At 69.2% G+C, this 13,532-nt stretch carries 12 protein-coding genes; 7 read left to right on the top strand and 5 right to left on the bottom strand.

Going from position 1 to position 13,532, the window contains the following annotated elements; all coding sequences use genetic code 11:
• Positions 1–11: 11 nt before the first annotated feature.
• Positions 12–1,046, bottom strand: coding sequence for a pirin family protein (locus N1027_RS08075; RefSeq protein ID WP_259506814.1), 1,035 nt, complete (start codon positions 1,044–1,046; stop codon positions 12–14).
• Between the two features lie 322 nt (positions 1,047–1,368).
• Between N1027_RS08075 and N1027_RS08080 the strand changes: the two genes are divergently transcribed.
• The 3 genes from N1027_RS08080 (at position 1,369) to N1027_RS08090 (ending at position 4,813) form a co-directional block, all read left to right on the top strand.
• Entirely contained in the window at positions 1,369–3,885 is a 2,517-nt protein-coding gene (locus tag N1027_RS08080; protein WP_259506815.1) for an ATP-dependent Clp protease ATP-binding subunit, read from the top strand.
• A gap of 116 nt (positions 3,886–4,001) precedes the next feature.
• A complete protein-coding gene (locus N1027_RS08085; RefSeq protein WP_259506816.1) occupies positions 4,002–4,520 on the top strand; it encodes an amino-acid N-acetyltransferase in 519 nt (172 codons plus the stop codon).
• Complete coding sequence (locus N1027_RS08090; protein ID WP_259506817.1) at positions 4,517–4,813, top strand: hypothetical protein; 297 nt, start codon at positions 4,517–4,519, stop codon at positions 4,811–4,813. The genes N1027_RS08085 and N1027_RS08090 overlap by 4 nt, the downstream gene beginning before the upstream one ends.
• Positions 4,814–4,821: 8 nt before the next feature.
• Here N1027_RS08090 and N1027_RS08095 read toward each other — a convergent pair whose 3' ends face one another.
• Together N1027_RS08095 and N1027_RS08100 are read right to left on the bottom strand one after the other, a co-directional pair.
• Complete coding sequence (locus tag N1027_RS08095; RefSeq protein ID WP_259506818.1) at positions 4,822–5,127, bottom strand: TraR/DksA family transcriptional regulator; 306 nt, start codon at positions 5,125–5,127, stop codon at positions 4,822–4,824.
• 50 nt (positions 5,128–5,177) lie between these two features.
• Positions 5,178–5,348 (bottom strand): hypothetical protein, encoded by a 171-nt coding sequence (locus tag N1027_RS08100; protein WP_259506820.1) that lies wholly within the window; start codon positions 5,346–5,348, stop codon positions 5,178–5,180.
• A gap of 56 nt (positions 5,349–5,404) precedes the next feature.
• Here N1027_RS08100 and N1027_RS08105 point away from each other — a divergent pair, with 56 nt between their 5' ends.
• On the top strand, positions 5,405–5,917 hold the full coding sequence (locus tag N1027_RS08105; protein WP_259506821.1) for an 8-oxo-dGTP diphosphatase: 513 nt from the start codon (positions 5,405–5,407) through the stop codon (positions 5,915–5,917).
• A 47-nt stretch (positions 5,918–5,964) separates the two neighbouring features.
• On the opposite strand, the gene N1027_RS08110 is transcribed toward N1027_RS08105, so the two are convergent.
• Positions 5,965–8,268 (bottom strand): FdhF/YdeP family oxidoreductase, encoded by a 2,304-nt coding sequence (locus tag N1027_RS08110; protein ID WP_259506822.1) that lies wholly within the window; start codon positions 8,266–8,268, stop codon positions 5,965–5,967.
• On the bottom strand, positions 8,265–9,182 hold the full coding sequence (fdhD, locus tag N1027_RS08115) for a formate dehydrogenase accessory sulfurtransferase FdhD (RefSeq protein ID WP_259506824.1): 918 nt from the start codon (positions 9,180–9,182) through the stop codon (positions 8,265–8,267). Before fdhD ends, N1027_RS08110 begins: the two co-directional genes overlap by 4 nt.
• A gap of 123 nt (positions 9,183–9,305) precedes the next feature.
• Between fdhD and N1027_RS08120 the strand changes: the two genes are divergently transcribed.
• From N1027_RS08120 to N1027_RS08130, 3 genes are all read left to right on the top strand, one after another.
• The gene (locus tag N1027_RS08120; protein WP_259506826.1) at positions 9,306–10,556 is read left to right on the top strand and encodes a DUF6457 domain-containing protein; all 1,251 of its coding nucleotides are present in this window, start codon (positions 9,306–9,308) and stop codon (positions 10,554–10,556) included.
• Complete coding sequence (locus N1027_RS08125; RefSeq protein WP_259506827.1) at positions 10,553–11,974, top strand: molybdopterin molybdotransferase MoeA; 1,422 nt, start codon at positions 10,553–10,555, stop codon at positions 11,972–11,974. The genes N1027_RS08120 and N1027_RS08125 overlap by 4 nt, the downstream gene beginning before the upstream one ends.
• 190 nt (positions 11,975–12,164) lie before the next feature.
• Positions 12,165–13,466 (top strand): GAF domain-containing protein, encoded by a 1,302-nt coding sequence (locus N1027_RS08130; protein ID WP_259506828.1) that lies wholly within the window; start codon positions 12,165–12,167, stop codon positions 13,464–13,466.
• Positions 13,467–13,532: the final 66 nt, after the last annotated feature.

Raw genomic sequence — 13,532 nt, forward strand, 5'->3', positions numbered from 1 at the left:
CTCACCAAGCCTCAGCGACGGCGGGGCTGGAGACGCACGTTGGGCAGCACCGGGGCGGGCAGGGGTTCGCCCTCGAAGTGGTGGTCGGTGACACCGAAACGACGGATCGCGGGGTCGGTTTCGGGCGGCGTCGCATCCGTCTCGCCCACCGCGGCACCGGCGCCCGACTCGCGCTGCCATTGAGCGCGATATTCCACGATCTCCTCGTGGCTGCGGCCCACGAAGTTCCACCACATCAGGATCTGCTCGTCGAGGGGTTCGCCGCCGATGAGCAGAACCCGGGCCGCCGCATCCGGGCCGGCAGCGATCGTCAGCGTCGCACGACCGGTGCCGGTGTAGACGAGGTCGGTGCGCTCTGCGGCAACGCCGTCGACCGTCACCCGCCCGGTGTCGATGAGCACGCCGTACTCGTGATCGCGGCGAACCGGGAGCACGGCGCTGCCGCCGGCCGGCAGGCGGATCTCGGCCGCCGAGAGTGCCGTGAAGGTGGTGGCGCCGACGGATGCGCCGGCGAACTCGCCCACGAACACGTTGATGTCGGCGTCGTCGATGCGGGTCGCGACGGCGGTGTGGCTCTCGAAGAAGGGGTCGACGTCGCGGCTCGCCTCGGGCAGCGCGACCCAGAGTTGGGCACCGTGCAGGGTGGTGGTGGCGGGAGTCGACAACTCGGAGTGCGAGATGCCATGACCCGCGGTCATCAGGTTCAGCACGCCGGGGCGCACGAAGGCGTGGCTGCCCACGCTGTCGCGGTGCTCGATCTCGCCCTCGAAGAGCCAGCTCACGGTCTGCAGCCCGGTGTGCGGATGCGGCGGCACCACCATCCCGCCCGTCACCGTGACGTCGCTCGGGCCGTAGTGGTCGACGAAGCACCAGGCGCCGATCATGGTGCGCTGCTTGCTCGGCAACGTGCGGTGCACGGTCATGGCCCGGGGGCCGCCGAGCGGAACCTCGCGCGCGGAGATGATCTCGGGGGCGCCCGGTGTGCCGAACTCCTCCGCGTCGCACTCGACCCACGTCTCCGACGGGTGCTTCTCGAGGTTGCTCATGCCCGCATCCTAATCTCCAACACGCTGTCGCGTACCGCCGCCTGATCGATGTCCACGCCCGGCCTCGCGGGTTCGAAATTCTCGAACCCATCGGTCGCACGGTGGCTTGTAATGAGCAATAGTCACAGGCGAGTGTGCGCCGCGGGCTGAGATGTGACGCGGTGGGCCTCGAAACTGTGGAGAGACCGGGAGCGCGCCGCGATTGTGCAGGACCGGCGCAATAGTGTCACGCCCACGGCGAACAGGGGCTGCCGGGCCCCGGTTCGCTGGTTAGTCTCTTCGTAACGGCCGTCATCCTGCCCTGGCGGCCAAGGAGACAGACATGTTTGAGAGATTCACCGACCGAGCCCGTCGCGTCGTCGTTTTGGCCCAAGAAGAGGCCAAGATGCTCAACCACAACTACATCGGCACCGAGCACATCTTGCTCGGTCTCATCCACGAGGGTGAGGGCGTGGCCGCGAAGGCCCTCGAGTCGCTGAACATCTCGCTCGACGCCGTGCGCGAGCAGGTGCAAGACATCATCGGCCAGGGTCAGCAGCAGCCGACCGGCCACATCCCCTTCACGCCGCGCGCGAAGAAGGTGCTGGAGCTCTCGCTCCGCGAAGCCCTTCAGCTCGGCCACAACTACATCGGCACCGAGCACATCCTGCTCGGTCTCATCCGCGAGGGTGAGGGTGTCGCCGCTCAGGTGCTCGTGAAGCTGGGCGCCGACCTGAACCGCGTGCGGCAGCAGGTCATCCAGCTCCTCTCGGGCTACCAGGGCAAGGAGCAGGTGGCTGTGGGCGGCAACGACCAGGCTCCCGACAAGGGCTCGCAGATCCTCGATCAGTTCGGGCGCAACCTCACGCAGGCAGCGCGCGACAACAAGCTCGACCCGGTGATCGGGCGCGAGAAGGAGATCGAGCGTGTCATGCAGATCCTCTCCCGCCGCTCGAAGAACAACCCTGTTCTGATCGGTGAGCCCGGCGTCGGAAAGACCGCCGTGGTCGAGGGCCTCGCCCAGGCCATCGTGCGCGGAGACGTGCCCGAGACCCTGAAGGACAAGCAGCTCTACACGCTCGACCTCGGTTCGCTGATCGCCGGTTCCCGCTACCGCGGAGACTTCGAGGAGCGCCTGAAGAAGGTCACCAAGGAGATCCGCACCCGCGGCGACATCATCACCTTCATCGACGAGATCCACACGCTCGTCGGCGCGGGCGCTGCCGAGGGTGCGATCGACGCGGCGTCGATCCTGAAGCCGCTGCTCGCCCGCGGTGAGCTGCAGACCATCGGCGCCACCACGCTCGACGAGTACCGCAAGCACTTCGAGAAGGATGCCGCGCTGGAGCGCCGCTTCCAGCCCATCCAGGTCGCCGAGCCGTCGTTGCCGCACGCCATCAACATCCTGAAGGGCCTGCGCGACAAGTACGAGGCGTTCCACAAGGTGTCGATCACGGATGGCGCCATCGTCGCCGCCGCGAACCTCGCCGACCGCTACGTGCAAGACCGCTTCCTGCCCGACAAGGCGATCGACCTGATCGACGAGGCCGGCGCGCGCCTCCGTCTGTCGATCCTGTCGGCCCCGCCGGAGCTCCGCGAGTTCGACGAGCGTATTGCCGCCGTTCGTGGCCAGAAGGAAGCCGCGATCGAAGACCAAGACTTCGAGAAGGCAGCATCCCTCCGCGACGAGGAGAAGAACCTCCTCGGCGAGCGGCTGCGCCTCGAGAAGCAGTGGAAGTCGGGCGACGTGCAGACCTCCGGAATCGTCGACGAGGGGCTCATCGCCGAGGTGCTGGCTCAGGCCACGGGCATCCCGGTGTTCAAGCTCACCGAAGAGGAGTCGGCGCGACTCGTGTTCATGGAGAAGGCCCTGCACCAGCGGGTCATCGGCCAGAACGAGGCGATCGCGGCGCTGTCGCGCACGATCCGCCGCACCCGCGCGGGCCTGAAAGACCCGAAGCGTCCCTCCGGTTCGTTCATCTTCGCCGGCCCCACCGGTGTCGGTAAGACCGAGCTCGCCAAGGCGCTCGCCGAGTTCCTGTTCGACGACGAGAACGCGCTGATCTCCCTCGACATGTCGGAGTACGGCGAGAAGCACACGGTCTCGCGACTGTTCGGTGCTCCTCCCGGATTCGTCGGCTTCGAAGAGGGTGGTCAGCTCACCGAGAAGGTGCGCCGCAAGCCCTTCAGCGTGGTGCTGTTCGACGAGATCGAGAAGGCCCACCCCGACATCTTCAACTCCCTTCTCCAGGTTCTGGAAGAGGGCCGGTTGACGGATGGCCAGGGTCGCGTCGTCGACTTCAAGAACACGGTCATCATCATGACGACCAACCTCGGCACGAAAGACATCACCGGTGCCCCGATCGGTTTCCAGGCCACGGGCAACGAGGCGACGTCGTACGACCGGATGAAGGCGAAGGTCTCCGAAGAGCTGAAGAAGAGCTTCAAGCCCGAGTTCCTCAACCGCGTCGACGACACCATCGTGTTCCCGCAGCTGAACAAGGTGGAGCTTCTGCAGATCGTCGATCTGTTCATCAAGCGCCTCCGCGACCGTCTGCTCGACCGCGACATGACGATCGAGCTCACGCTCGCCGCCAAGGAGCGCCTGATCGAGGTCGGTTTCGACCCCTCGCTCGGTGCGCGCCCGCTGCGCCGCGCGATGCAGCACGAGGTCGAAGACCAGCTGTCGGAGCGCATCCTGCAGGGCGAGCTGAACGCCGGCGACCACGTGCACGTGGACTTCGTCGACGGAAAGTTCACCTTCCTGCAGTCCTCTCGTGAGCCGGTCGCGATCGGAGCCGGCCCCGACGAGCAGGTCTCGGCGGCAGCCGCGGCGGCCGCGCTGGGAGACCTCGACTAGAGCTCGATCCACACCGCCAGATCCGTCACTTTCGGCCCTGAAATCCTTCGGGAAGGGCCGAAAGTGACGGATCTCGGTCGTTAAAGAACGGGTTGCGGGCGGGCTACGCTGGTTCGATGACAACCCAGAAGACGCTCGTCACCGTGCGGCGGGCGCGCACCAGTGACGTTCCCCGCATCCAAGAGCTGGTGGAGCCCCTGGTGCAGCGACGAATCCTTCTGGGAAAAGACGCGGTGGTCTTCTACGAAGCCGTGCAGGAGTTCCGTGTGGCCGAGGATTCGAACGGCGACCTGGTCGGTTGTGGCGCCCTCCACGTGTTCTGGGAAGACCTCGGTGAGGTGCGCACGTTGGCGGTGCACGACGACTGGCTCGGCCAGGGAATCGGGCGCGCCCTCGTGCAGAGGATCGAGTCGGATGCTCTCGAGCTCGGCCTCTCGAGGTTGTTCTGCCTGACCTTCGAGGTGCCGTTCTTCGAACACAACGGGTACACCGCCTCGCCCCTCTCCCTGGTGGCCCCCGAGGTGTACGCCGAGCTCGTGCGGTCGCCCGACGAAGGTGTCGCCGAATTCCTCGACCTCGCCCGCGTCAAGCCCAACACCCTCGGCAACACGCGCATGCTGAAGCACCTGCGGTGAGCGGATCGCGCTCGGGCGAATCGCCCCTGGAGAAGAAGAGCTTCAACGAGCGCTTACGGGCGCGTTATTTCGGACGGCGCCGCCCCGATCCGGAGCACGCGGATGCGCCGGTCGGCTACGACGGACCGGCCGAGTCGGTGCTTCCGAAGTCGAACCAGATGGGATTCTTCGGCCGGGTGCAGCGCCCGGGCGGATTCGACACCCCGCCCGAGGAGCCGGTCGAGCTCGAGGGTCCGCTCCCGTGGGAACTCGGCGGCGAGGCGCCGGATTCCCCCGACTCTCCGGCGAAGTAGCTCGGCGCTCAGGAGGCGCAGGGAACGCAGAGGCGGGCCGCCGGCCGGGCTTCGAGGCGACCCGGAGGGATGGGGCGGCCGCAGTTCTGACAGAGACCGTATGTGCCGTCGGCAACACGGGCCAGCGCGGCATCCGCTTCGGCCAACTGGGTCTCGGACTCCAGAAGGAGGCCCCGGATGCGCGACCACTCGCTCGAGAGGGTCGGCCCCTCGGGGTCGTGTTCGTCGTCGTCGGAGGAGGATTCGCGAACGAGCCGCAGCGCCGTCATCGAATCGGTGAGGGCGGCGATCTCCTCGAGCGTGCTCGCGCGCAAGCGGGTCAGCGCGGCGAGCGCGGCCGCGTCGGTGTCGTCGGTCGTCGTCGTCAGCCTGCCGGGGCGGGGCCGTCAGTTGCCTCAGCCTCGCCGATGTACTGCTTGAACTCGGCTTCGACCTGCTTGTCGAAGGAATCCTGGTCCTCGTCCTCGTCGACCTCCGGGTGCTGGCCATTGTGTTCGAAAGAACCCGGCAAGAGCGGATCAATGAAATCGGTCATGCCATCGAGGGTACGCCGGAAACACGCCGAACACATCCGCGGGATATCATCCACAGATGTCCCCTGTCTCTCCCTACCAGGTGTGTGTGGCCTTCCTCCTGCGCGCCGGCGCGGACGGTCGCACCGAAGTGCTCCTCGGGCGCAAGAAGACCGGGCTCGGTTCGGGGAACATCGTGGGGCTCGGCGGCAAGATCGAGCCGGGAGAGACCGCCCTCGAGGCGATCGTGCGCGAGATCGAGGAGGAGTCGAGCGTGGTGGTCGACCCCGCCGATCTCCGACAGGCCGGGTTGGTGAAGTTCGCGTTCCCGTATCGCGAGAACTGGAGCCAGGACTCGACCGTGTTCGTGGGCACGCGGCGGACCGGTGAACCCCAGGAATCCGACGAGGTCGCCCCAGCCTGGTACCCCGTCGACGAGCTGCCGCTGGACGAGATGTGGGACGACGCGAAGTACTGGCTTCCCACCGTGCTCGCGGGCGGCCGCGTGCTCGGTGATTTCACCTTCGGTGCGGACTGCCGCACCGTAGCAGAGCACGAGCTGCACGACCCCGCGCTCCTCCAGGCAGGTTAGCGACAGGAAGCCCGGTCGCACGGGCGAAGGCCGTGTCGCCGGACGGGCTACTGCGCGGGCACGAGTGCCGGCTCGAGCCGCACCACCACCGCTTTCGAGACCGGGGTGTTGCTGCCCTCTGCGGTGCTGTCGAGTGGCACGAGAACGTTCGCTTCGGGGAAGTAGGCCGCAGCGCATCCGCGAGCCGTGGGATAGGACACCGCACGGAAATCGCGCAGCACTCGGTCGGGTTGCCCTGGCCACTCGCTGAACACGTCGACGTGCTGCCCGTCTTCGAGCCCCAGGTCGGCCAGGTCGTCGGGGTTGACGAACACCACGTCGCGCCCCTTCTTGATGCCCCGGTAGCGGTCGTTGCGGCTGTAGATGGTGGTGTTGAACTGATCGTGCGAGCGCAACGTCTGCAGCAGCAGACGCCCGGGCGGGCACTCGATCGTCTCGAGGGTGTTGACCGTGAGCACGGCCTTGCCGACGGCCGTGGGGAAGGTGCGCGAATCGCGCGGCCCGTTGGGGAGCACGAAACCAGCCGGGCGGCGCACCTTCTCGTTGTATTCCGCGCATCCGGGAACCACGTTCGCGATGTGCTCCCGGATGACGTCGTAGTCGTTCTCGAAGCCGGCCCAGTCGACCGGGCTGTCGGGGCCGAGCGTCGCTTGCGCGAGGCGGGAGATGATGGCGACCTCCGAGAGGAGATCTGGCGCAACGGGCTCGACCCGGCCTCGCGACGCATGCACCGCGCACACCGAGTCTTCGACGGTGACGAACTGCACGCCGCCCTGCTGCCGATCGATCTCGGTGCGACCGAGGGTCGGCAGGATGAGGGCGGCTGCTCCCGTGACCGCATGGGATCGATTGAGCTTCGTGGAGATCTGCACCGTGAGCTCGGTGCCGCGCATCGCCGCTTCGGCGGCAGCTGTGTCGGAGATGGCGCCCACGAAGTTGCCGCCGAGCGACACCCAGAGCTTGATGTCGCCCCGCTGCATCGCGCGGATTCCGTGCACCGAGTCGACACCGTGCTTTCGGGGCGGCTCGAAGCCGAACTCGCGCTCTAGGGCATCGAGGAAGGAGTCGGGCATCTGCTCCCAGATGCCCATCGTGCGATCGCCTTGCACGTTGCTGTGCCCTCGGATGGGCGAGGCGCCGGCGCCGGTCTTGCCGATGTTGCCGCGGAGCAGAAGCAGGTTGACGATCTCCTTGATGCCCGCCACGGCCTTCTTGTGTTGCGTGACGCCCATGGCCCAGGTGATGATGACCCGGTCGGCGCGGAGGTAGCGATCGGCCAACTCGTCGATCTCGGTGCTCGTGAGACCGGTTGCGGCCAGCACCTCTTCTTCATCGAGCTGTGCCAGGTGTACCGCGAGTTCGTCGAGCCCGACGCAGTGCTCCTTGAGGAATTCGTGGTCGAGCACGGTTCCCGGATGCGCGGCCTCGGCCTCCAGCACGCGCTTCGACACCGCCTGCAGCAGAGCCATGTCGCCGCCCAACCGGATCTGCAAGAACTGGTCGGCCAACGCGGTGCCCTTGCCGATGAGCCCGCGCACCGTCTGCGGGTTCTTGTAGTGCTGCAGCCCCGCCTCGGGCAGCGGGTTCACCGAGACGATGGATGCGCCGGCGCGCTTGGCGTCTTCGAGCGCTGTGAGCATGCGGGGGTGATTGGTGCCGGGGTTCTGACCCATGATGATGATGAGGTCGGCCTGCTCGAAGTCGTCGTAGCTCACCGTGGACTTGCCGATGCCGATGACTTCGGAGAGCGCCGTTCCCGTGGACTCGTGGCACATGTTCGAGCAGTCGGGCAGGTTGTTCGTGCCGAAGGCGCGCACGAAGAGCTGGTAGGCGAAGGCCGCCTCGTTCGAGGCGCGACCGCTCGTGTAGAACGCGGCCTGGTCGGGGCTGTCGAGCTCGCGGAGGGCGGTGCCCGCGATGGCGAAAGCCTCCTTCCAGCTCACCGGGCGGTAATGGTCGGCTCCGGCCGCTTTGTAGACCGGCTCCGTGAGCCGGCCCTGGAGGCCGAGCCAGTACTCGGATTTGCCGGCCAGATCGTCGACGGAGTGCTCTGCCCAGAAGCTCGTCGGAACCGTGATCGGTGTGGCCTCCCAGACGACGGCCTTCGCGCCGTTCTCGCAGAATTCGAGTGTCTTGCGCGAGTCAGGATCGGGCCACGCGCAGCTCATGCAGTCGAAGCCCTCCTTCTGGTTGATCGAGGTCATGAGTGCAATGGTGCGGCGCGCACCCAGCTGCGCCAGTGCCGGGCCCATCGAGTGCACGACTCCCGGGATGCCTGCGGCCGCGTGACCGGGGTGCGTGACCTTGATGAGCGCGTCGGTCGCGTCGACGATGGGCGGTTTGGCGCTCATGCGCTGACCGCCCGGATGGCGTCGCCCGCGGATGCGGACGGCGAGATGAGCCCGACCTCGAGATCGCCGGGGGGCGGCGGCGCTGCTTCGGTGAGGCGGTGCGCCCCGCTGTAGACCACCATCGACTGCCCGCGGAGGAATCCGACGAGCGTCATGCCCAGGTCGGCCGCGAGCTCGACGGCGAGCGACGACGGGGCCGAGACGGCCGCGAGCAACGGGATTCCCGCCATCGACGCCTTCTGCGTGAGCTCGAAGCTCGCGCGGCCGGAGACCATGAGCACGGTGCTGCGGAGGGGAAGCAGATTCTCTTTGACAGCCCAGCCGACCACCTTGTCGACCGCGTTGTGTCGGCCCACGTCTTCGCGCAGCACGAGGAGCTCGCCGGTCTGACCGTCGAAGAGAGCAGCAGCATGCAGGCCACCGGTCTTCTCGAAGACCTCCTGGTGCGCGCGGAGCCGGTCGGGGAAGGTGGCGAGGAGTGCGGGGTCGAGAGTGAGCGCATCCGTCGCCACCTCGTAATGCGACAGTGTGCGCACGGCGTCGATGCTGGCCTTGCCGCACAGGCCGCAGGAACTCGTGGTGAAGAAGTTTCGTTCGAGGCTGGGATCGGGCGCCGGCACGCCGGGTGCGAGCGTGACGTCGAGCACGTTGTAGGTGTTGAGACCCTCGTCGGTGGCGCCGGCGCAGTATCGGGCGGCGGCGAAGTCGTCGCCATGGTGGATGACGCCCTCGGACACGAGGAAGCCGGCCGCGAGATCGATGTCGTGACCGGGCGTGCGCATGGTGATGGCGAGCGAGCGGCCACCGACCCGGATCTCGAGTGGCTCCTCGACCGCGAGAACGTCTTCGCGGATGACTCGTGATTCGCCGACCGTGATGCGGGTGACCCGGCGTCGAGCGGTGATTCTTCCCATGGATTCAGGGTAGGCACGCGCCGTGCCGCCGGGCAATCGTTGGCGGAGATTGTGAGCAGACCGACGGTGAACAGGAATTGTGATGGAGGAGACGACCGCCCGGGGCACGTCTAATGTGGAAGCGTGTTGTTCGATGCGATGGTGCTGGCCGGGGGAAAATCGTCGCGTCTGGGCGGAACGCCCAAGGCGGGGCTACGGTTCCGGGGGAGTTCGTTGCTCGCGTCGACGGTGGCGAGCGCGGTGTCGCGCGGCGCGCGGCGGGTCGTGGTGGTGGGCGGGGCCGATGCGCTCGAGATGGCGGGTGCTGCGGGAGTCCCGGGCGTTCCGCAGACTGTGCCGGGCGTTCCGTTCGATTTCGGCGATCGCGCGCCCGTGATCGTGGCGCGCGAAGAGCCGCCGTTCGGAGGCCCGGCGGCCGGGATCGCGGCGGGCTTTGCGGCGCTGGATCGGTCATCCGGGGGGCAGGAGACGTCGGACTTCGTTTTGGTGCTGGCGTGCGACCTGCCCGAGATCGACGGCGGGGTGGGCGCGCTGCTGGCCGCGGCGCGGGAGCACGCGCGACTCGACCGCGTGGATGCGGTCGAGGGAGCGGACGGAATCGTGGCCGTCGACGACGAAGGGCGACAGCAGCATCTTCTCGCGATGTATCGCACGTCGGCGCTCGCCGCGGCCGTCGACCGGCACCGTTCGGCGGGCGACCTCGACGGGCTGCCCGTTCGGCGGCTGATCGCTGGACTGAATCTCGAGCTGGCGGCGGTGCCGCGCGGATCGGCCGACGACGTCGACACCTGGGCCGACGCGGCACGGCACGGGATCGTGGAGGAAGGCAGGGCCTCCCGAACCGACCGGGGTGGTGCCGAGAAGGACCGGACGGCGGCCGACGACGAGCATCAGAGCGTCGTGTTGGCCCGATGGGTCGCGCAGCTGGCCGCGGAGCTCGGTCTCGACGGTCTCGAGGTCGAGGTCGACGAGGTGCTGGGGCTCGCGGGGGTGGCGGCGCACGCGGTGCTACGGCCGGCGGCGCCGCTGACGACGTTCGTGGTGGGATACGCCGCAGGCCTGGCGGCAGCGGGCGGGGCGGATGCTTCGGATGCGGCGACGCAGGCGGGCGAGGTCGCGCGGCGGCTGGCCGCGGAGCACGCCGCGGACGGAACAGCCGTCGCGGCCGATGACGATGGAGGCGGGCCTGCCAGCAGTGGCAGTGGCAGCGGGAGCCGCGATGGGGTCGTGGATGGCGGTGCCACGGAGAGCGACGTCGGCGGGAGCGGGTCTGTTCGCCGCGGCGGTGGCAGCGGTGGCAGTGGTGGCAGCGAGAGCCGCGACGGGGATGCGGATCGCGGTGCCACAGGGCCTGACAGCACGCGGCGGACGTGACTCACGCGAGCGTGCTGTGGCACGACGCGCGGCGTCTGGCCTACGACGTGGGCTCGCAGCGGGAGACAGAGCGCGTAGCTCTGGGCGACGCCGTCGGGCGGGTGCTGGCCGACGACCTCGTCGCGCTGATCGCGGTGCCGCATTACGCATCGTCGGCGATGGATGGCTGGGCCGTCGCGGGACCGGGGCCGTGGCGCATCCTGACCTCCGACACAGAGCGTGGCGGCTCGCTCCGAGAGGGGCGGGGTGGCGATGACGGCGGTGGTGCAGACGACGCGCCCGCTCACGCCGAAGGCGACAGTGAGGGGCGCCGCGCGGGTGGCGGCGCCATCCTCCGCGCCGGGGAGGCTGTGCCGATCGTCACGGGGGGCGTGATCCCGCCGGGAACGCGGGGCGTGCTCCGCAGCGAGCACGGCGTGGTCGCTGCCGACCGTGGTGTGGACGCGATCCCCGATGCGGGCGCGGGTGTGGACGCGATCCCCGATGCGACCCGCAGCGCTGACGTGCGCCCAGACTCGGGCCTTCTCGGGGTGCTTCCGAGCATCGATCCGGGAGAGCCCCGCGAGGGTCTGCACGTGCGACCCGCCGGAACCGAGGCGGCCGCAGGGGAGACGGTGTTCCACGCGGGGGCCCTGCTCACGCCGGCGCACGTCGCCGTGGCAGCCGGATGCGGGCACGACGAGATCGCGGTGGTGCGGCGTGCGCGCGTGGCACTCCTGCTCTCGGGCGACGAAGTCGTCGCACGGGGCATTCCCGGACCGGGATCGGTGCGGGACAGTTTCGGGCCGACCCTCCCGGCGCTCGTGTCGCGCCTCGGCGCCGAGGTCGTGGCTCAGCATCGCGTCGGCGACGACTTCGCCGCGACCCTCGAGCACTTCACGTCGTCTCGCCTGGGCGACGCTCTTCCCCCCGCGACGGCACGTTCGGGAGGCCAGGGCGCCGACGCCGCCCCCGACCTGATCATCACGACCGGCGGCACCGGCGACTCCCCGTCCGATCACGTGCGACCGGCCCTTCGCGCCGCGGGCGCCGAGTTCCTCGTAGACGGCATCGCCGTGCGACCCGGAGCGCCGGCCCTGCTCGCTCGCCTCCCCGACGGTCGGCTGGTGATCGGGCTGCCCGGCAACCCGCTGGCCGCGATGCTCGCGCTGCTGACGCTCGCGCATCCGCTCCTCTCCTCGATGCAGGGGAGAGGGATGCCCGAACTCGGCCGCATCCGAATCGCCACCTCCCTGTCGGCCGGCACAGCCCCGACGTCTCTGCGGCCGTATCGCCTCGTGGCCGGGGAGGCGCATCCGACCGCCTGGCACGGGGCAGGGATGCTGCGGGGTCTCGCCGAGGCGGACGGCGTGCTCGTGGTTCCCCGCGAAGGCGCAGCGGCGGGAGCCGAGCTCGAGGTGCTGCCGCTGCCCTGGTGAGTCGCGCCGCCGCGCACCGGGGTCGGTCGACGGGCGAGGCGGGTGCGGCCTCCCGAAGATGTGGTGGCCTCCGGAACGTTGCGGGCGGCCGCGGGCCCGCCCGCCCTGGCGCCTCGCAGGCGGGGGAGCGATACTGGGGGCGAGGGCCGTGCCGAGCGCACCCCACGATCGACGACGATTGGCGGAGCACATGACCAGCCCCTGGCTCGCCCGACCCGGCGACCTGGCCCCGGCTCGCCCCCGTCAGGTCGTGCACGAATCGTGGGAGCGTTCCCGCCGCCTCGACCTCGACCCCGAACGCCTGCTCCCCGCGCTCGAGGTCGCTGAGGACAGCCTGGCCGACTTCCGGCTGGCGCATCCGCTCGCTCCGGTGCTGCCGGTCATTCGCAAACTGCTGGTGCGCGACGCCGAAGGATCGGGCCTCCTGGTCGCCGTGGGCGACGAGATGGGGCGGCTGCTCTGGGTCGAGGGCGACAACGCCTCGAAGCGGAGCGCCGAGGAGATGCGGTTCGTCGAGGGCGCCGGATGGTCGGAACGGCAGGTCGGCACCTCGGCCCCCGGCACGGCGTTGGAGCTCGACCACGGCATCCAGATCCACGACGAAGAGCACTACGCTCTCCGGGTGCACGGCTGGAGCTGCACGGCGGTGCCGGTGCACGATCCGGAAACCCGACGCATCCTTGGCGTCATCGACATCACAGGCGACGCGCGCGCCGTCGATCCGCACACCCTTCCTCTGATCGAAGCGACCGCCGCGGCGGCCGAAGCGGAACTGATGGTGCTGCGACTGCGAGCCTTACGCGACAGCGAAGGTGCAGAACCCCGGATGCGCATCGCCGGGTTCGCGCGGGGCTCGCGACCCGGGGCGCCCCGGTCCACCGCCTACCCGCGGGAGCGCGCCGCCCTCCCGCGACCGGTATCGATGCACGTGCTCGGCCGCGACATCGGGGAGCTCACCACGCCCGCCGGAACCCTGGAGTTGAGCACCCGCCACTCCGAGATCGTGACCGTGCTCGCCTGGCACCGCGAAGGGCTTTCTGCCGCCCGTCTAGCCGACCTCGTCTACGACGACGCGGAGGCGACGGTCACCCTGCGAGCGGAGATCGTGCGGCTGCGGCGCATCCTCGCGTCCGTCGGCGGCGTGGAGCTGGAGTCGAGGCCGTACAGGCTGAGCGTGCCGATTGAGCTCGACGCGCACCACGTCATCTCGCTGCTGGACCGCGGCGCGCACCGGGTGGCGCTCGCGGCATCGCGCGGACTCCTGTTGCCGGGGTCGGAGGCGCCGGGGGTCGCCGAGATCCGCGACGTCGTGCGGGGCCGACTACGTGAGGCGATCCTCACGGATGCCTCCATCGACGTGCTCCTCGACTACGCCGCGACGGACGACGCGCAGGATGACGCCGAGGTGTGGACCGCCGCCCTGCGCCTGCTGCCCCCGCGCTCCCCGAAACGGGCCGGCGTCGTGGCCCACCTCGAGGCACTCGAGCGGTAGAGGACGATTCCGGACGATCGGCACGAGGTCGCCGACGAACGGTGCGGTGACGGATGCGCGGCGCGC

The sequence above is a fragment of the Herbiconiux aconitum genome (genome assembly GCF_024979235.1).
Taxonomy (GTDB): Bacteria; Actinomycetota; Actinomycetes; order Actinomycetales; family Microbacteriaceae; genus Herbiconiux; species Herbiconiux aconitum.

Excerpts from the sequence above, each read along its gene's own strand:
- N1027_RS08105 (WP_259506821.1), top strand. The coding sequence starts at position 5,405 with ATGTCCCCTGTCTCTCCCTACCAGGTGTGTGTGGCCTTCCTCCTGCGC.
- N1027_RS08080 (WP_259506815.1), top strand. The coding sequence starts at position 1,369 with ATGTTTGAGAGATTCACCGACCGAGCCCGTCGCGTCGTCGTTTTGGCC.
- N1027_RS08085 (WP_259506816.1), top strand. The coding sequence starts at position 4,002 with ATGACAACCCAGAAGACGCTCGTCACCGTGCGGCGGGCGCGCACCAGT.
- fdhD (WP_259506824.1), bottom strand. The coding sequence starts at position 9,182 with ATGGGAAGAATCACCGCTCGACGCCGGGTCACCCGCATCACGGTCGGC.
- N1027_RS08075 (WP_259506814.1), bottom strand. The coding sequence starts at position 1,046 with ATGAGCAACCTCGAGAAGCACCCGTCGGAGACGTGGGTCGAGTGCGAC.
- N1027_RS08110 (WP_259506822.1), bottom strand. The coding sequence starts at position 8,268 with ATGAGCGCCAAACCGCCCATCGTCGACGCGACCGACGCGCTCATCAAG.
- N1027_RS08130 (WP_259506828.1), top strand. The coding sequence starts at position 12,165 with ATGACCAGCCCCTGGCTCGCCCGACCCGGCGACCTGGCCCCGGCTCGC.
- N1027_RS08100 (WP_259506820.1), bottom strand. The coding sequence starts at position 5,348 with ATGACCGATTTCATTGATCCGCTCTTGCCGGGTTCTTTCGAACACAAT.